This window comes from Fibrella arboris (genome assembly GCF_041321095.1).
Classification (GTDB): Bacteria; Bacteroidota; Bacteroidia; order Cytophagales; family Spirosomataceae; genus Fibrella; species Fibrella arboris.
In genome coordinates, this window is record NZ_JBGGWE010000005.1 from 374138 (window position 1) to 392529 (window position 18392).

Sequence of the window (18392 nt, forward strand, 5' to 3'; positions counted from 1 at the left end):
AACTTACACATGACCCAACGTCGTGATTTCTTAAAAACAGCCCTGGGCGCGTCTGGCCTCGCCGTCGCAGGCGCATCGGCGGCACAAGCGGCTATATACACAGGCTCAGCTACAGTTTATCCCGATGTAACAGGGTTACCAGGTGCCGGTAAGAACAAGTTCAAGCTCGACTATGCACCGCATATCGGCATGTTTGAAAACAGCGCAGGCAAAGATCCCATCGACCAGCTAAAGTTCATGGCCGATCAGGGTTTTACAGCCATAGAGGACAACGGCATGATGGGCCGCGACCCAGCCTTGCAGGAGAAAATGGGCGCCGAAATGGCCCGGCTGGGCCTGAAAATGGGCGTTTACGTTTTCGAGACCGGCAATAACTGGAAAGTGTCGTTCACCACCGGGAAAAAGGAATTCGTCGATAACTTCATGGCAACGGCCAATAAAGCCATTGAGACGTCGAAACGGTGCGGCGGGAAATTAGCGACAGTCGTGCCTGGCTATTTCGAGCGTAATCTACCCATGGGCATTCAAACCGGTCATGTGATCGATGTGCTGCGCCGGGGGGCCGATGCGCTGGCGCCACACGGCATCACGATGGTGCTGGAACCTCTAAGCGATAACCCCGACCTGTTTATGCGTACCTCCGACCAGACGTATGCGCTTTGCCGGGCCGTAAACAGTCCTTCCTGCAAAATCCTGTTCGACATTTATCACATGCAGCGGAACGAAGGGCATATTATTCCGCACATTGACTGGGCGTGGGATGAGATCGGTTATTTCCAGATCGGTGATAATCCTGGTCGCAAAGAACCAACCACGGGTGAGATTAATTACAAGAATATTTTCAAGCACATTTACGACAAGGCCAAAGCCAGCAACCGCTCGTTTATTTTCGGCATGGAACATGGCAATTCGCTCCCCGGAAAAGACGGTGAAATGGCGCTGATCAGAGCCTATGTAGAGTCAGATAGCTTCACGGTATAAACGGGAGTAAACACAGCGACACGGAGTACGGCGAGTCGTTTCTTTACCGTAAAGAAACGACTCGCCGTACTCCGTGTCGCTGTGTTTACTCCCGTTTTCTTACAATACAACAACCGAATTATCTTCGGCTGACACCGGACTGGCTACGTATTTGTCGGCCGCCCAGTCATTGGCCCATGTTTCCCCATCAATGATGAAGCGGTACTGGTATTCGGTGCCAACTGGCAATTCAACCGTGGCTTTGAACGAACCGTCTTTCTGCTTCTTAAGAGGCTGAGCAGTTACATCCCAATCGTTAAAATCACCAACGAGCGATACCACTTTCGCCCCGTTAACGGCTTCGGCGGGAAGTTCAAACGTTACTTTGGCAACAGGCTTACTTTTGAGAAATTGCTTAGCAGTAGGCATATAATGTATGTTTGGTTTTGACGCAAAATTATATTTCATAAAATTTAAAATGCTAATTTATAGGTAGTTACTACCGTATATTCTTTCTTTAGTTCAATATTTTGTATATAACCTACTACTATACTTCGTTTTCTCATTTAATTCGCTCACTGCCAGCAGGGTCCCCCATTTATTCATAACTGCCTGAAAATAATCCTAAACGATTTGTTCATCGTTTGAATGTACATGGTGATGCTTGCGTGTGGCCCGGCTAAGTTGTCCTTATCTCTTGTAGTTGGTGAGGCCGGCCAGACACGCTTCCTTTGTCGGGCAAAAAGTGGGCATCCAGTCTCTTCCCCGCAGTTGGTGTCTGTTTTTTTTCGATAAGGCCGACCAAGGGCATGTGCTGAGATTCATTCAGGTACGTCGCCTGCTGGGTGCTGCGGATGTCTGTCCCTGATTTTTGCAAAAAGAGCTACTCACATCATGGGCAGAAACAGGCTAATTATGACCTTTATTTCACGGCTAACAAACGAACGGGTTGCAGTTCATGAAAAACTTCACTTTAGGAGGATATAGCTTGATATTTCGCTGGGAAATGAGCGACATTTTTTGTATTTTTACAAGCTATATAGAGGCAGGCAAAATGCCCGTTTTCGGCTTTACCGGGACCCGCTTTTCGCTCAAAACACATTCAAATACCGCATGACAAACGACGCTGTTGACACCGAAATGGAGGAAGAAGTAGCCAACCCCAATGGCCAATATGGATCCGATAACATTCAGGTACTCGAAGGCCTTGAGGCCGTTCGAAAACGCCCGGCCATGTATATCGGCGACGTGGGCGTTAAAGGCCTGCACCACCTGATTTGGGAGGTTGTTGACAACTCCATTGATGAAGCCATGGCTGGCTACTGTGACACCATTCAGGTCACCATCAATCAAGATAATTCCATCACCGTCAGAGACAATGGCCGGGGTATTCCGGTCGGCTTCAATAAGCAAACGGGTCGTAACTCACTGGAAGTAGTTATGACGGTGTTGCACGCCGGTGGCAAATTCGATAAAGACACCTACAAAGTATCGGGAGGTTTGCACGGCGTAGGGGTATCCTGCGTAAATGCCCTCTCAACCATGCTGCGTGTAGAAGTACACCGGGATGGCAAAGCCTACGACCAGGAATACAGCATTGGTAAGCCGCAGTACGAGGTTCGCGAGATCGGCACAGCTACTGATACCGGAACGACCGTTCATTTTAAGCCCGACGAGAGCATCTTCACCGAAACAACGGTGTACCGGTTTGATACCGTTGCGGGTCGGCTGCGCGAGTTGGCCTATCTGAACAAAGGTATCCGCATTGAACTGACCGACCTGCGTGAACTGGATGAGGCTGGAAACCCGCTGTTTAAAGCTGAGTTTCACTCGGAGGGTGGCTTAAGCGAGTTCGTAAAATACCTCGATGAGTCGCGGCAATCACTCGACAACATGTCGCCGATCTACATCGAGAACGAGAAATACACGACGCCCGTACAGGTAGCTATGCTTTATAATATGGAAGCAGGCGAGAACGTGCAGTCGTACGTGAACAACATCAACACCCATGAAGGCGGTACCCACGTGCAGGGGTTCCGCTCGGCCATTACGCGGGTGTTTGGCCGCTATCTGGAGAAAAATCCAGGGCTGATCCCTAAAAATGCGACGAAGGTCAAATTCGAAGGCGGCGACTTCCGTAAAGGGCTGACCGCCGTGATCTCGGTAAAAGTACAGGAACCCCAGTTTGAAGGCCAGACCAAAGGAAAACTGGGCAACCAGGATGTCGTGAGTGCCGTTAGTCAGGCGGTGGGCGAAACGCTGGAAATGTGGCTCGAAGAGAACCCCAAGATCGCGCAGGCCATTGTCAGGAAAGTGCTGATCTCGGCGCAGGCCCGGATTGCCGCTGATCTGGCGTACTCGCGTATCATGACCGACCGGAAAGATTTCATGGGCGGTATGGGGTTACCCGGCAAACTGGCCGACTGTTCAGACACCGACCCTCGCGTTTGCGAGCTGTATCTGGTGGAAGGTGACTCGGCGGGGGGATCGGCCAAACAGGGTCGTAACCGCGCTTATCAGGCCATTCTGCCGCTTCGGGGTAAAATTCTGAACGTAGAGAAGGCTATGGAGCACAAGATCTACGAGAACGAGGAGATCAAGAACATCTGGACGGCTCTGGGGGTACGTCTGGAGAAGAACAAAGAGACGGGCGAAACCGAGATGAACCTCGAAAAGCTTCGGTATCATAAAATTATTATTATGACCGATGCCGACGTTGATGGTAGCCACATCCGTACGCTGCTGCTGACCTTGTTCTTCCGCAATATGCGCGCCCTGATCGAAAACGGCTACCTCTACATTGCCCAGCCGCCGTTCTACCTGGTGAAGAAAGGTAAAGAGCAACGCTATTGCTGGACAGAAGCGCAACGCGAAGCGGCCGTACGCGAACTGGCTGGTAGCGGGCGCGAAGAGGCCGTAAACATTCAGCGATATAAAGGATTGGGCGAGATGAACGCCGAACAGCTCTGGGAGACCACCATGGACCCAACGCAGCGAAGCCTGAAGCAGGTAACGATTGAATCGGCCGCCGATGCCGACCACGTTTTCTCGATGCTGATGGGCGATGAGGTACCACCCCGCCGCGACTTTATCGAACGAAATGCGAAATACGCCAAAGTAGACGTTTAGCAAAAAAACCGGGTCGAAAGGCCCGGTTTTTTGTTACATAATAAAAAGGTAACAGTAAGCAGGCGACGTAATTGCTCTATTTATACGTTGCTTCTGTGTCCTATTTTTGCTTTGACGTCCTATACCATTGACTTATGCGTAACTCCGATCAACCTCAACGCGGCCGTAACTTAATTGGTCAGTTCGTGTCTCGCCTAACCAATCGCCCGACCCCTGCCGATTCGGGTACGCCTGTCAGCGCGGCCAAATCGGCAGAGCGTGTCAGTACGCTCATCGAGCAAAGCGATTACATCAGTCGCGATCTTAGCTGGCTAAAGTTCAACGAACGGGTACTCGATCAGGCTCGTAACCCGGACCGGACGCTGATGGAACGCCTGAAATTTCTGGCCATCACCGATTCAAACGCCGACGAGTTTTTTAGTATTCGGGTGGGTAGCCTATACAACTACCTGGACTATCATAAAGAGCGTATCGACTACTCAGGCTTACGCGAAGGCCCCTTTAAAAAAGCCCTTTTCCGGGCCATGCAGCAGTTCAACCAGGATCAGCAGTCGGTTTTTACAGAGCAGCTGTTGCCGCTGTTCGTAGAAAACGGGCTGACACTGGCCAAGTACGATGACCTCAGCGAAGAAGAACAAACGCAGGCAGCCAGTTATTTTGACCGGACGATCTTTCCTACGTTGACGCCGATGCTTTATGACTATACGCATACGTTCCCGGTGCTCCTGGCGAAGGTGTTGATCTTTGGTGTGGTCACGTATACCCCCGCCGGTGATTTTCGTGATCTGACGCCCGATGATGACAGCGACAATCACCGATTATCGTTTGTGCAGATCCCGGCTAACCTGCCCCGCTTCATGACGTTTGAGCGTGATGACGTCATCGTATTCCTGCCTATTGAAGAAATTGTTCGTCGGCATCTGAACAAGCTGTATCGCAACGTCGAGATATCGTCGGTCAATATGTTCCGTATTTCGCGAAACGGCGATTTTACGCTGGAAGAGAATGACGATGTTGAGGCTGACTTTCTGGATGAGATCAAGCAGAAGATCAAAAACCGCCGGTTGGGTCGCGTAGTCCGCGTTGAAATCGAGGCTGGTCAGATTGAATCACCCGCCTCGGCCTGGATGATCAGCCTGTTGAAAAAGCGCTGGGAAATTGATGATACGAACCTGTTTGAAGCCACTTCGCTCATCGACTTTACCAGCCTCTGGCAGATTATCCGGCACCCGGAGTTCAAAAACGATATGCCTGCTCCACTACCACCCGTTCCACCCGTTGGACTGGAACGCGATAAGATCGGCGATATTTTCGAGGCTATCCGGGAACGCGACATTCTGCTGCATCACCCGTATAACAACTTCGAGCCGGTGCTTCAACTGCTGGAGCAAGCCGCCGAAGACCCGAATGTGCTGGCCATTAAACTGACGGTGTATCGACTTGCCAAACGGTCGCGCATTACGGAAGCCCTGTTAAAAGCCGCCGAAAATGGCAAACACGTGTCGGTGCTGTTTGAAGTGAAAGCCCGATTCGACGAAGAAAACAACATTCGGGAAGCACAGCGTCTGCAAAAAGCGGGCTGTTTTGTCATCTACGGGATCAGCCGGTTCAAAACGCACACAAAGCTATTGCTGGTTGTGCGGAATGAAGGCAGCCGGGTGGTTCGATACGCCCACTTGTCGAGCGGAAACTATAATGAAGACACGGCCCGGATGTATACCGATATCGGCCTGCTCACGACCAATGAAACGTATACCAGCGATATCTCGGAGTTTTTCAACGTGATAACCGGCCACTCACTGCCGAGCGGTTATCAGTATCTGCTGACAGCTCCGCGCGACATGCGTAATCAGTTGATCGATCTGATCCGGGCCGAAGCAGACCTGGCCCGCCGCGGCCTTACCAGCGGAATCTGTATCAAGATCAACTCATTGGAAGATAAAACAATCATTGATGAGCTGTATGCGGCCTCGCAGGCAGGTGTGCCGATTCGGTTGATCGTGCGGGGAATCTGCTGCCTTCGGCCAGGCCGGAACGGGTTGAGCGAGAACATCACCGTTCGGTCTATTGTTGGCAACTACCTGGAACATACGCGCTTATTTTATTTTCACAATGCAGGCGAACCTAAAATTTATGGGGGTAGCGCCGACGTGATGGTTCGCTCGTTCGACCGCCGTATTGAGTCGCTGTTTTATCTGGCCGATGTTCGGGTCCGACAACAGGCTATTCTGATCCTGGATTACAACCTGCGCGACACGGTAAACGCCTATGAGTTGCAGGAAGACGGCACCTACAAGAAGTGCGAACCAGCCGAAGGCGTTGAGCCATTCGATATGCAGATGGCCTTTTTCGACGTAAGTGAAGCCGACGTGATGTTGGCCCATCTTTTCGACGATACCATAGAGCCACCTGTCGACGTACCGGCCGACTTAGCCGAAGGCACTGAACGCAGCATTGCCACGATTTGACGAAAACCAACTTAATTCCCTCCAGGAAAACGGTACGTGTCCATTTCCCGGAAGACCTACGGATCAACGATGATGAGTTCTTCCGTAGACGCTCAACAGAAAATGGAGGATTGGCTGGCCAACGGTTGTTAAATGGGCTGGCTTTTAGCACCGGCTACGAACACGGCCTATTTATGCCGCCGTCCAAATCAAGAGGTGGACGAGTATGAAACAACTCGTCCACTATCCGGCGAAGGTATCCTACCCGGTTTTACGCTGGATCTCAGCCAGCTGTAGCCCGTGCAGGTACGTTGTCTGTGTAACGCCGAAGCTGGAGTTTCGGCGTTACACAGACAACGTACCTGGATTAGCCCTAGACAATCCGCTCAGCGGTAACGGTAAACTCTTTACCGAGCAGGCGTTTCAGGATTTCCTGCGCTTTGGCTTCTCCCTCTTCCGTAATCTGCACTGATTTGTTCCGGCGGTTGCCGTCAGTATAGTGTTTGGCCGCCAGCGCATCGAGCGAGTCGAAGCTATGGCCTTTCCAGTTGATGAGTGCTTTCCCTTGTGGATACCCGTTTTCGTCGCTTACTTCCTGCCGCCAGGCGGTCAGGTAAAGCACAGCTAGCGTTAGGTCTTCTATATCTTCGGGGGTGATGTCGTTGGTTTGCATAGAGTAATCGAAAAAGGACCTACGGGCAACTGCCGTTTCCTGCTACGAAGGTAATAGCTGGCGGGCTGGAAAGGGGCGTTTTTTCGTACCTTCGTCCGCTAACATCAATAAGAACCATTTTTCTGCACCGTACCTGACCGCATGGAGCGTTTCACCGGATTACTCGGGATTGTCCTGATCTTGGGCATCGCCTTCGCGATGTCGAACAACCGCAAAGCCATTAATTATCGAACTGTAGGTGTAGGGCTGGCCCTCCAGTTTAGCCTCGCCGTCTTTGTCCTGAAAACCGACGTTGGGCAGAATGTCTTTAATTACCTCGGCTTTCTGGTTAACAAAACGCTGGAGAACGCTGATAAGGGAGCGGCCTTCGTATTTGGCTCTTTGGTAAACCGGGACGTACTGTCTCGTGCGTTTGGGAGTGGCAACGACTTCATTTTCTTCTTCAAAGTTATTCCTACCATCATCTTCGTAGCGGTGCTGGTGAACATCTTCTACCACCTCGGCATCATGCAACGCATCGTAGCCCTGATGGCGCGGGTGATGAAATGGCTGATGGGCGTTAGTGGCGCCGAAGCACTGTCAAACGTGGCCAGTACGTTCGTCGGGCAGGTCGAGGCGCAGATCATGATCAAACCGTATCTGTCTACTATGACCAATTCGGAGCTGCTGGCATCGATGGCGGGTAGTTTCGCCTGTATTGCCGGTGGCGTTCTTGCCGTGTATATCTCGTTGGGTGTGCCGGCTCCTTACCTGCTGGCGGCCAGTATCATGGCGGCACCGGGGGCACTGGTCATCTCAAAAATCGTCTTTCCGGAAACGGAAGCGTCCAGTACCCAGGGTGTTGTCAAGATCGAGATCAAGAAAATTCACGCTAACCTCGTCGATGCCATCGCCAGCGGGGCCAGTGAAGGCCTGAAAGTAGGGCTGAACGTTGTGGCCATGCTGATCGGTTTTATCGCCTTGATTTCACTCATCGATATGCTACTGGGCAAAGCGGGCAGCCTGGCCGGGTTCCCGATCCTTAGCCTGAATTATCTGCTCGGTAAACTCTTCTCGGTGTTTGCCTGGGCCATGGGTGTACCGGGTAAAGACGTTGAAGCGGCAGGTGCGCTGATGGGTACCAAAATGGTGGTCAACGAATTTGTGGCCTACATTGAGCTGGTAAAACTCAAACCAACGCTCGACCCTAAAACGATTGCCATCACCAGCTTCGCCCTCTGCGGATTCGCCAATTTCTCCTCCATCGCCATTCAGATTGGCGGCATCGGTGAACTGGCGCCAAGCCGCCGGAAAGACCTGGCTAAACTCGGCTTCAAAGCACTGATCTGCGGCACCTTAGCCAGCTACATGTCTGCCACCCTGGCGGGCCTATTATTATAGTTTACAGTTTTCCGTTTGCTGTTTGCTGTTGCGTTGCTTCTCAGCAAACGTCTCACCAGGCAGCACAACTGAAAGCTGTAAACAGTACACTGAAAACTGTTAAAATGCGTATCGGAATTTTCTTTGGTGGCCCTTCGCGGGAGCGCGACGTGTCATTTGCTGGCGGACGCACCGCCCTGGCTAACCTGAATAAAGCCCTGTTCGACCCCGTGCTGGTATTTGTCAGCGGTTGGGGCCGATTTTATATCGTTGAACCGGACTTTCTGGACAATGCGTCTATTCGGGCCGCGTTGCCGGAGCAGGATGGTTTTTCGGTGTACGACGAATCGCTGGAAGAGGAAGACGTCATTCCCGGCGAGCAGGTTGAGCCCGACTGGTTTGAAGACTATTTCGACATGGCTTTTCTGGCCATGCACGGTCCCGACTGCGAAGATGGGGCTATCCAGGGCCTGCTCGAATGGCACAAGATGCCGTATACCGGTCCGGGCATTCTGGGCTCGGGGCTTGGCATCAACAAGATCCTGCAAAACAACCTGATAGCGCTGGTGAATGGGCAGCAGAAGAAAACGGCAACCGTGACTCGCGACGCCTGGAAACAGGCCGATCAGGGTGCTTTCTTCGAATCGCTGATCACTCATCTGGGGTTGCCCATTGTAGTGAAAGCCCCGCATCAGGGTTCCTCGATTGGCGTGGCCATTGTGCGCGAGAATGATCTGGGTACGTTCCAACGGGCGGTTAGTCAGTGTTTCTTCACCACCACGCTCAACCTGGCCGACTGGGCCGATATGGATGAGCAGGCCAAGCACGAGTACGCGCAGAAAACGGCGACGCTCAGTTCGGCCATTGGCTATCCGCTGATCATTGAAAATACGGGGGAGTACGCCATGCACCCCGCCGACCTGATCGAGAAACTGGATGATGAAGCCGACGAAGAGGCCGACCGGATTTTCACGCTGGCTTCGGTGAATGCCGAAGACGAGCTTCTCTTTGAAGAATTTATCAGCGGACAGGAATTTTCGTGCGGCGTTATTCAGGATGATGATGGCCTGGCGGTGGCGCTCCCTCCTACCGAGATTTACAATGCAGATGCCTTTGATTACGAGACCAAATACCTCACCAGCGTTGCGAAAAAGCGGATTCCCGTTGGCACGAGTTTAGAGAATAACCGGGCCATTCAGGTCGGTATCGAGCAGTTGTTCACGAAGTTGGGCATCAACGTCTACTCGCGCATCGACGGTTTCCTGACGCCGGAAGGGCCCAACCGTGGCGACGGACCGGGCGAACCTCAGCGTGTACTCTTCCACGACCCCAATACCATTCCGGGCATGTCGCCAACCTCGCTGATCTTTAAGCAGATGGCGGAGATCGGCATGAACCTGAGCGATTCGCTGACGTACCTGATCCGGCAGTCGTTGCGGGAACGGATTCGGACGGGGAAAGATACGCACCGCCTGAAGCAGATGCTTCTAGACCTGGATGCGAAACTGGCCACCCGCAAAACGGCGAATCTGCCCGTACAAGTCATTCACTTTGGCCCGTCGGACGAGGAGTGGAATCGGGGCAGAGCCGAATACAATGCCGCCGCCGCGCTGGCCGAAACCCGCCCGGAACTGGTGTATCTGAAGTCGAAAATGGAGACCTACGAGGTGCCGGTTTACTTTCTCTTTAAAGATACCCTGGCTGATCTGGAAGAAGCCTTGACTACCCCGCGCCACCCGCTCCTAATCGAAACCCAGGAACGGGCACGCCACATTACCGAGCGTTACGTGTAGTTTTTTGCCAGTATGCTTTGTGCTGTGGTGCATTGGAAGCAATGCACCACAGCACAAAGCATACTGGCAACACAGACCCAACCCCTGTTTACCATTCAATGGATGCGCTACTCAAAAAACTGAACCTCACCAATCAGCAGCAGGCGCTGCTGGTGAACGTACCTACGGAATTGGCGGCGTTGACCGCAGCCTTTGCTGAGCGCCTGAACGTTGCACAGCAACCAGAATCGTTGGCGAAAGCCGACTTTGTGATGGGTTTCGTGCAGCAACTAGCGCAGGTCGACCAGCTCGCAGACTGGATCGCAACGCATACCGAGGGCGATGCTGTGGTTTGGATGGTGTATCCGAAGCAGTCGTCGAAAAAGTACCGCTGCGAGTTCAACCGCGATACCGGCTGGGCTTCACTGGGCAAAGCCGGTTTTGAACCCGTGCGCATGGTGGCCGTCAACGATGATTGGTCGGCATTGCGCTTCCGACGGGCTGCATTCATCAAAACGATGATCCGCGACCCGAAACACATGCTGTCTGAAGAGGCAAAAAATCGGGGCAATCAAGCGGTTTAGCGCGCGGGCTGAGTCACTTGATCATCAGCCGGTTCAGGTACGTATTCGAGCAGATCACCGGGTTGACAATCCAGGGCCTGGCAGAGCGCTTCGAGCGTGCTGAACCGAATGGCTTTAGCCTTTCCCGTTTTCAGAATAGATAGGTTTGCCAGGGTTAGATCGACCTTTTCAGCCAGCTCGGTCAGCGACATCTTCCGCCGCGCCATCATTACATCGACGTTTACAATTATGGGCATGATGATCAGATGGTTAACTCGTTTTCCAATTTCAGTTGTCTAGTACCCTATCCCGTATAGAGCTTCAGGTAGTTTACAAACAACAGTAGATTTTTATTGATAAACAATAATTATTTACTGTTTATCAAAATCGCATAGCCTAAATTCAGGTACGTTATCCAATGCATTGCAGTACATAGGCCCATCGTGTAACTTCGTCCGCATAAAAACCAGTCTTTCCCTTTTCAGACGTATATGACTACGCAACAACTTGATGCCACGACGCAACAGAACGTTGATACCTGGCTCAACGGTGCCTACGACGCCGACACCAAAGCCAGCATTCAACAACTGCTCGACAGCGGCAACACAACCGAACTGACCGATTCTTTTTACCGTAGCCTTGAATTCGGAACGGGTGGCCTGCGTGGGGTGATCGGCGTGGGATCGAACCGGATGAACCGCTACACGGTCGGCGCGGCGACACAGGGCTTTGCCAATTACCTGAACAAATCGTTTGCCGGGCAGGATATCAGCGTGGCTATCGCCCACGACAGTCGCCGGATGAGTCCCGAGTTTGCCCGGATTGCCGCCGATATTTTCTCGGCCAATAACATCAAGGTGTACCTGTTCTCGGCCCTGCGCCCAACGCCCGAACTGTCGTTCGCCATTCGGCAACTGGGTTGTCAGGGCGGCGTAGTCGTTACGGCATCGCACAACCCGCCAGAGTACAATGGATATAAGGTGTACTGGAACGACGGGTCGCAGGTGGTTTCGCCGCACGACAAGAATATCGTTGACGAAGTGAGCGCCATTGCGAGCGTCGATGCCATCAAATTCGACGGTGTTGACTCGAAGATCCAACTCATAGACGAAGAAATTGATGCGCCGTATATCGAGCGGGTGAAATCGAACGCCGTAAACCCTGATGTCATCGCCCGTCAAGCCGATCTGAACATCGTGTACACACCCATTCATGGTACGGGTATTACGCTGGTACCCCGCGCCTTGGAGGCGCTGGGCTTTACCAACGTGAGCGTAGTGGAAGCCCAGGCCAAGCCCGATGGTAATTTCCCCACGGTCAAATCACCAAACCCGGAAGAGCGGGCAGCCATGCAGATGGCCCTCGACCAGGCACAAGCGCAGAACGCCGATCTGATCATTGCCACCGACCCCGACGCTGACCGTGTGGGTGCCGGCGCACGGAATCACCACGGCGAGTTTGAGTTGCTGAACGGTAACCAGATGGCCAGCCTGATCATTTTCTACCTGCTGCGGGCCTGGAAAGACGCGGGCAAACTGACCGGCAAGGAATTCGTGGCCAAAACCATCGTGACAACCGACCTGATCGACAAGCTGTGCGAACAGTATGGCGTCACCTGCTACAACACGCTGACGGGTTTCAAATACATTGCGCAGGTCATTCGCGAGCTGGAAGGAAAGCAGCAGTTTATTGGCGGCGGCGAAGAGAGCTACGGTTACCTCATCGGCGATTTCGTGCGCGACAAAGACGCCATCGCTTCCTGCACGATGATCGCCGAACTGACCGCCGATGCCAAAGACAAGGGCCTGAGCCTGTTCGACCTGTTGATGGAAATGTATCAGCAAACGGGTTTCTACTACGAAGCGCTGGTTTCGCTGACCAAAAAAGGCAAGGCGGGCGCCGAAGAAATTCAGCAGATGATGGCTGATTTCCGGGCTAATCCGCCCAAAGAGATTGCCGGGTCACCCGTTGTTCGGGTCGATGACTACGATGCGCTGACTCGTCTGGACATGGCGTCGGGCCAAACCACGCAGATCGAGTCAGGTACGTTGGGTATCGAGTCGTCGAATGTATTGCAGATCTTTACCGCCGATGGCACGAAGGTATCAGCCCGCCCGTCGGGTACGGAGCCGAAGATCAAATTCTACGTCAGCGTGAATGAGCCGCTGCCTAGCAAAGAGGCCTTCGACGACACCTACGCGGCCCTGAAAGCCAAAGTACAACGGGTCATTGATGAATTAAATCTGAAATAGCACCACGCAGCTAACTAGCTGTTTATCAAAAAAGGCGGCCGCTGTGGTCGCCTTTTTTAGTTGCGCGGTCTGTAGCGTCCGCCTTCATATCATACTACTTCTACCTAACTACTATAGAACATTGCTTCGCGTTGGCTGTTACTTCTTCCGTTGACCCAAACAGCACAAAAGCTATGACAACCAACCAGCAACCGTACGCTCTGATTACGGGAGCAACCAGCGGCATTGGCCATGAACTGGCCAAGTTATTTGCCAACGACAAGTACAATCTGATCATCGTTGCCAGCAACCAGGAAGGGCTTGATCGAACAGCCGCTGACCTCACGCAGCAGTACGGTATCAACGTGGTAACGATTGCCAGGGACCTGAGCCAGCGGGATGCACCCACAGCGGTATATAATGAGATAAAGGCCAGCGGCATCCAGGTAGATGTCTTGGTGAACAATGCCGGTCAGGGGCAGTATGGCCTTTTTGTCGACACCGACCTTGAACGGGAGCTGGACATTATTCAGCTCAATATTGGAGCTTACGTAGGGCTTACTAAATTCTTCCTGAAAGAAATGACCGCCCGCAACAAGGGAAAAATCCTGAATGTAGCGTCGACCGCCAGTGAATTACCCGGCCCCTGGCAAGCGGTGTATCACGCCACAAAAGCGTTCGTGTTGTCATTTACAGAAGCTATACGCGCCGAAGCAAAAGACACCGATATTACGATCACCGCTCTACAACCCGGCCCTACCGACACCGACTTCTTCCATAAGGCGCAAATGGAAGACTCTAAAGTAGTGAAGGAAGGTAGCCTGGCTAACCCGGCCGATGTCGCCAAAGACGGGTATGGCGCCTTAATGGCTGGCGATGACAAGGTAGTTTCTGGCGCCAAGAACAAATTCCAGACGGCCATGAGCAACATCATTCCAGACAGCCTATTGGCCGAAGGCATAAAAAAACAGCAGGCACCCAGCGATCAGTAGTCACTACGTACTCATCCAGGTACGTTATCCTTAACCGCTTACATCTCCTATTCTTCATGTCAACGAACCAACGAACGTACGTCCGCTATTCGGATAACGTAGAAGTTAAACAGCCAGACGAAGACGAGCAGACCCGCCAGGTCGTTGAGTCGATGGCCCGCGTGAACCGCCTGATGTTCGAGAAGCACCGTCACGCAATTCGCGATGCCCATGCCAAAAGCCACGGCATCCTTCGGGCCGAGTTACAGATTTACGAAAACCTGCCCGAGGAACTGGCCCAAGGCCTTTTTAAAACGCCCAGCACGTACCCAGTCATTATCCGGCTGTCAACTGCGCCGGGTGCCATCATGCCCGATGGCCAACTTACCTTTCGGGGATTTGCCATTAAGGTCATTGGCGTAGACGGCCTAAAATACCTGCCCGAAGAAGCCGACGCTGTAACGCAGGATTTTCTGCTGGTCAATCATCCGGTCATTCCAACGGGCACCGTGGAAACGTACCTGGAACAACAGCTGAAGCTGGAGAAACAGGCGGGCTTACCTGAAGAGATCCAGAAAGTACAGTCGCAGCTTATGACGGGCGTCAAGAAAGCGCTGGATGTCGTTGGCCTGAACCTGGAGCCGAATGATCTGGGCGTTGGCAAGGCTAACACGCATATACTGGGCGAAACCTTTTTTACCATGGCCGCGATCCGCTACGGCGACTACATTGCCAAACTATCCGCCACGCCGCTCTCTGCCAACGTGAAAGCATTGACGGGCAAAGAGATTGATTCGTCGAATGACTCTGCCCTGCGCGATCTGGTCGTTGATTTCTTCGTGCATGACGAGGCAGCATACGAATTGCAGGCGCAACTATGCACTGATTTGGAAACGATGCCCGTAGAAGATGGCTCCGTTGAATGGCCGCAGGAACAGAGCCCCTATCGGCCGATTGGCAAGATCGTTATTCCAGCCCAAAATGCGTACAGCCCCGCCCGACGGGTGTATGCTGATGATGTGTTGACGTTCAATCCGTTTCACTGTTTGCCAGACCACCGGCCGTTGGGCAGCATTATGCGGGCGCGTCAGCTGGCCTACGAAACGTCTAGCCAGTATCGGCACAAGATGAACGCGCAGCCCAAAGTAGAGCCCAATAGTATTGACGAGTTACCGGATTGAACAGATGTATTCCGGCTATAATGTGTTGCTTCGCGAGGTAGGCCCTTCGGCTAGCGAAGCAATACAGCTAGAAATCAAGACGATTGCACCGATAATGGAGCTAACATCTCCATTATTGATCACTTCAGCGTAATGGTACTGCTATCCCTAACGAGTTGCACGTAGCCTTTGGTCTGCTGCTGGCTGCCCTCCCGACTCAGCCCCCCAAAGCGTACCGTGGCCTCGTAGTAGTACACCCCACCCGGCAGCGGACTCCCGCTCTGGGTGGTGCCCGGCCAGGAAACCACCGGCCCCACCGACTCATACACCCTGGCCCCCCACCGGTTGTAGACCACAAACACCACCGACTCCACAAACCGTGGACAGTTCAACGGCTGGAACACGTCGTTCTTCCCGTCCCCGTTGGGGGTGAACAGGTTAGGCACCGCAAAATAGGGGCAGATCTCCTTGCAGACCCGGTTGCTGGGCGCACTCTCGGTCCCCTTGGTGTTGACCGCCGTCACGTAATAGCACCCCGCCACCGTGCTCAGGCTCTGGTGCTGGAAGCTGGTGGTGGGTGTAGCCACCGAGGCAATCTTCTGCAAACTGTCGCCCTCGTAGCGGGCATAGTAGATGTTGTAGGAGGCGATGCGGGCATCGCAGGGGCGGCCCCCCAGGCTGGTGGGGTACTGCCAGTTGAGCGTGTTGGTAAAGCTGCTCTGGGTGCAGAAGGCATCCGGGGCCAGGGCTGCGCAGTTGAGTTGGTCCAAACTCAGGTTGGGCGGGCAGGGACGAGTGGTATCACTGGGGCTGGCGCACTGGATCTGAGAGAAGTTGGTGAGCAGGCCCGTCTTCCTGAAAAGCTGGGGGTCTGCATACTGCCCCACCTCTTCTATCCGGTAACAGTAGCTGCTGTCGGGGGAGAGTGCGCCGCTGGTCAGCCCGTCCTGGGCATAGGTGTCGGTGCCCGTATCTACAAAGGTATAAGGAGCAGTTTGTACCCTGACCTCCGCAATGATGTTGAAGGGGCCAGCGGGTCCACGTCGTGAGCGGTACACCCGGTGAGTCTGGTTGTCGTTGCTCCAGGGGGTGTTGGCCACCCAGCTCAGGTTGATGCGGTTAGGCGCCGCCAGCGTCGTCAGCCGCACGCTGCTGGCCGGGTCGGTGGCATCCTGGCGCACCAGCTGCCCCGCCGCGTTGGTGATGTAGAACTCCAGCCGGTAGGTATATGCCTGACCTTGAGTATCCAAGCCCCGGTCCACGAACACAGTATCAGCGATGGGTTGCAGGGCCGTGCTGATGGCCGTGATCTGGGTGAAGGTGGTGCCCGTCAGACCCGGCGAGCGGAAGAGCCGGTACTGGAAGGGGCCACCCCCATCGGCGGGGTTGAGGCCCAGGGGCCTTGTCCAGCGCACGGTGATCACGCCCCGCCCTGGGCCGGTGGCCGGACCGGTGCTATCGACGGTCACATTGGTGAGCACCGGCGCCAGCAGGGGCAGGGCCAGGCACACCTCGGTTGAGACCACGCTCTCCCCACCCACGGGCAGGGGGTACTGGGCCACGATGCGGTAGCTGTAGGAAACCCCTCGCCGTAGACCGCTCGTGTCAGTAAAAATTGTACTGGTCAAAGGAACCTCTCCAATGCGGGTGTAGCCGGGCAGAGGCAGAATCCCTGTGGTACAGGGCGGAGGCTGGCGGTTGTCACAACCCTCTTTGCGGTAGATGATCATCTGAGCAGGGTCCTGATCGGTGCCACCTACCGGACTACAACTGTAAGGGCTCCAGCTGAGCTGGATGGCCCGCCCCGAGGCGTTGCCCGCCGCCACCCCGCGGGCCGTCAGGTTCTGGGGGCGCGGGCCGATCAGCCGCACCCCGAAGCTGGCAAAGCTGGCCAGCGACACCGACCGGTTGGTGGGTACGTCGTTGGCCTTGATGGTGATCTGATAGGGCTCCTGCCGCAGCTGGGTGCAGTTGGTCTGCCAGGTAAACACGCTGGTAGCGGGCGAGGCCTGGGCCGTCCCGCTGGCGGGTGTCAGACTGGCATAGGCGGGGGGGATGATCGAGGGGCTGTAGACCACGTTGTCGGGTGAGCGGTTGAAGGGACCGCCGTAGCCCAACACGATGACCCGGTTGCCGTCGGGGTCCACCACCCGGATGGTCTGGGTGACCAGCGTGCCTGCCTCGGCACAGATATCAGCGATGGGGTCGATCAGGGGGCGTTTGTTGGTGGCGTCGATGACGATCACCTGCACATCGCGGGTGATCTCCCCGATCAGCACCCCGTTGCGCCACTCCTGGATGATGAAGGCGTAGTTGTACTGGCCCGCCTCCATAGGCGCATCCCAGCACACATCCCCCGTTTTGGCGTTGACCGAGAAGGAGGCAGGAGACGTACCCGCCTCGGTGCGGCCCGGCGCAATCACATCGCTGGGCAGCTGATATTGTGGTACAGGCAGCGCTCGGCAAGGAACATCCTGAGGCGTATTTTGCGGAATAGCGATCCGGTATGAGAGGCTATCGCCATCTGGATCATAAGCAGCAGGGTTGTGGCAATATTTCTGGCCAATGCGGGCCGAATCGACGGGTGGATTGAGCAGGACCGGGTTGCTGTTGAACCCCAATGCCGCGTTGGCTGAGATTGTCGTCGTGACGAGAAAATTGATTCCATCCGTATTTACACCGTTCCTGATATTACGCGTTCCCTGATTTCGATTGACAATCTGAGCAGTAATCGAATAAACGCCCGGCCCGGAATAGGTATAGATGGTTCGATAAATGTTCACCGTTGTCCCCCTGCCCAACGGCCGAATAGAAATGCGATCTACATTGAAACTGGTGCCATCGCCAAAACAAAACGTCGCATAGGTGGCCTGTTCGGCAGCTATGCGGCCGTTTGCAATATCGTAGTAAGCGGTCAAGGTTATTTCGTAGGATATACCCGCCCCTGATCCGGCAACACGACGGGTTGTGATTTCACCAGCCCGCACATGGGAAGCCTCTACTACATGGGGTATGAGCAGGCACGTACCCAGCAACAATCCCAGTAACCAGCCCGTATAACTCGCTCTCATAATCGTGAGTGTCTTTTGTGAGTCAACGAGTTTGGGGATAAAACCTATATAGCTAG

13 protein-coding genes are annotated in these 18392 nt (G+C 54.0%); 9 read left to right on the forward strand and 4 right to left on the reverse strand.

Annotation, left to right across the window (positions count from 1 at the left end):
- The first annotated feature begins 9 nt into the window (after positions 1-9).
- Positions 10-981: a hydroxypyruvate isomerase family protein gene (locus tag ACAW75_RS11355; protein ID WP_370728832.1), complete on the forward strand. Its 972-nt coding sequence runs from the start codon at positions 10-12 to the stop codon at positions 979-981.
- A 99-nt stretch (positions 982-1080) separates the two neighbouring features.
- On the opposite strand, the gene ACAW75_RS11360 is transcribed toward ACAW75_RS11355, so the two are convergent.
- Complete coding sequence (locus ACAW75_RS11360) at positions 1081-1389, reverse strand: isoamylase early set domain-containing protein (protein WP_370728833.1); 309 nt, start codon at positions 1387-1389, stop codon at positions 1081-1083.
- Positions 1390-2100: 711 nt separating this feature from the next.
- Here ACAW75_RS11360 and gyrB point away from each other — a divergent pair.
- Together gyrB and ppk1 are read left to right on the forward strand one after the other, a co-directional pair.
- Positions 2101-4089: a DNA topoisomerase (ATP-hydrolyzing) subunit B gene (gene gyrB / locus ACAW75_RS11365; protein ID WP_370728964.1), complete on the forward strand. Its 1989-nt coding sequence runs from the start codon at positions 2101-2103 to the stop codon at positions 4087-4089.
- Between the two features lie 134 nt (positions 4090-4223).
- Complete coding sequence (gene ppk1 / locus ACAW75_RS11370) at positions 4224-6557, forward strand: polyphosphate kinase 1 (RefSeq protein ID WP_370728834.1); 2334 nt, start codon at positions 4224-4226, stop codon at positions 6555-6557.
- Between the two features lie 352 nt (positions 6558-6909).
- On the opposite strand, the gene ACAW75_RS11375 is transcribed toward ppk1, so the two are convergent.
- Entirely contained in the window at positions 6910-7209 is a 300-nt protein-coding gene (locus ACAW75_RS11375) for a DUF6429 family protein (protein WP_370728835.1), read from the reverse strand.
- Positions 7210-7350: 141 nt separating this feature from the next.
- Between ACAW75_RS11375 and ACAW75_RS11380 the strand changes: the two genes are divergently transcribed.
- The 3 genes from ACAW75_RS11380 to ACAW75_RS11390 all read left to right on the forward strand — a co-directional run bounded on the left by ACAW75_RS11380 (position 7351) and on the right by ACAW75_RS11390 (position 10924).
- Entirely contained in the window at positions 7351-8589 is a 1239-nt protein-coding gene (locus tag ACAW75_RS11380; protein WP_370728836.1) for a NupC/NupG family nucleoside CNT transporter, read from the forward strand.
- Between the two features lie 104 nt (positions 8590-8693).
- A complete protein-coding gene (locus ACAW75_RS11385) occupies positions 8694-10361 on the forward strand; it encodes a D-alanine--D-alanine ligase family protein (protein ID WP_370728837.1) in 1668 nt (555 codons plus the stop codon).
- Positions 10362-10459: 98 nt separating this feature from the next.
- Complete coding sequence (locus ACAW75_RS11390; protein WP_370728838.1) at positions 10460-10924, forward strand: hypothetical protein; 465 nt, start codon at positions 10460-10462, stop codon at positions 10922-10924.
- On the opposite strand, the gene ACAW75_RS11395 is transcribed toward ACAW75_RS11390, so the two are convergent.
- Complete coding sequence (locus tag ACAW75_RS11395; protein WP_370728839.1) at positions 10921-11160, reverse strand: helix-turn-helix domain-containing protein; 240 nt, start codon at positions 11158-11160, stop codon at positions 10921-10923. The two genes, ACAW75_RS11390 and ACAW75_RS11395, sit on opposite strands and share 4 nt — an antisense overlap.
- 234 nt (positions 11161-11394) lie before the next feature.
- Between ACAW75_RS11395 and ACAW75_RS11400 the strand changes: the two genes are divergently transcribed.
- The 3 genes from ACAW75_RS11400 to ACAW75_RS11410 all read left to right on the forward strand — a co-directional run bounded on the left by ACAW75_RS11400 (position 11395) and on the right by ACAW75_RS11410 (position 15286).
- The gene (locus tag ACAW75_RS11400) at positions 11395-13155 is read left to right on the forward strand and encodes a phospho-sugar mutase (protein WP_370728840.1); all 1761 of its coding nucleotides are present in this window, start codon (positions 11395-11397) and stop codon (positions 13153-13155) included.
- A 173-nt stretch (positions 13156-13328) separates the two neighbouring features.
- Positions 13329-14126 carry an SDR family NAD(P)-dependent oxidoreductase gene (locus ACAW75_RS11405; protein WP_370728841.1) on the forward strand — a complete coding sequence of 266 codons (798 nt, stop codon included), beginning with the start codon at positions 13329-13331 and terminating at the stop codon, positions 14124-14126.
- 56 nt (positions 14127-14182) lie between these two features.
- Entirely contained in the window at positions 14183-15286 is a 1104-nt protein-coding gene (locus ACAW75_RS11410; RefSeq protein ID WP_370728842.1) for a catalase family protein, read from the forward strand.
- A 119-nt stretch (positions 15287-15405) separates the two neighbouring features.
- On the opposite strand, the gene ACAW75_RS11415 is transcribed toward ACAW75_RS11410, so the two are convergent.
- A complete protein-coding gene (locus tag ACAW75_RS11415) occupies positions 15406-18336 on the reverse strand; it encodes a T9SS type B sorting domain-containing protein (RefSeq protein WP_370728843.1) in 2931 nt (976 codons plus the stop codon).
- Positions 18337-18392 lie beyond the last annotated feature (56 nt).

Excerpts from the sequence above, each read along its gene's own strand:
- ACAW75_RS11355 (WP_370728832.1), top strand. The coding sequence starts at position 10 with ATGACCCAACGTCGTGATTTCTTAAAAACAGCCCTGGGCGCGTCTGGC.
- ACAW75_RS11360 (WP_370728833.1), bottom strand. The coding sequence starts at position 1,389 with ATGCCTACTGCTAAGCAATTTCTCAAAAGTAAGCCTGTTGCCAAAGTA.
- gyrB (WP_370728964.1), top strand. The coding sequence starts at position 2,101 with ATGGAGGAAGAAGTAGCCAACCCCAATGGCCAATATGGATCCGATAAC.
- ppk1 (WP_370728834.1), top strand. The coding sequence starts at position 4,224 with ATGCGTAACTCCGATCAACCTCAACGCGGCCGTAACTTAATTGGTCAG.
- ACAW75_RS11375 (WP_370728835.1), bottom strand. The coding sequence starts at position 7,209 with ATGCAAACCAACGACATCACCCCCGAAGATATAGAAGACCTAACGCTA.
- ACAW75_RS11380 (WP_370728836.1), top strand. The coding sequence starts at position 7,351 with ATGGAGCGTTTCACCGGATTACTCGGGATTGTCCTGATCTTGGGCATC.
- ACAW75_RS11385 (WP_370728837.1), top strand. The coding sequence starts at position 8,694 with ATGCGTATCGGAATTTTCTTTGGTGGCCCTTCGCGGGAGCGCGACGTG.
- ACAW75_RS11390 (WP_370728838.1), top strand. The coding sequence starts at position 10,460 with ATGGATGCGCTACTCAAAAAACTGAACCTCACCAATCAGCAGCAGGCG.
- ACAW75_RS11395 (WP_370728839.1), bottom strand. The coding sequence starts at position 11,160 with ATGCCCATAATTGTAAACGTCGATGTAATGATGGCGCGGCGGAAGATG.
- ACAW75_RS11400 (WP_370728840.1), top strand. The coding sequence starts at position 11,395 with ATGACTACGCAACAACTTGATGCCACGACGCAACAGAACGTTGATACC.
- ACAW75_RS11405 (WP_370728841.1), top strand. The coding sequence starts at position 13,329 with ATGACAACCAACCAGCAACCGTACGCTCTGATTACGGGAGCAACCAGC.
- ACAW75_RS11410 (WP_370728842.1), top strand. The coding sequence starts at position 14,183 with ATGTCAACGAACCAACGAACGTACGTCCGCTATTCGGATAACGTAGAA.
- ACAW75_RS11415 (WP_370728843.1), bottom strand. The coding sequence starts at position 18,336 with ATGAGAGCGAGTTATACGGGCTGGTTACTGGGATTGTTGCTGGGTACG.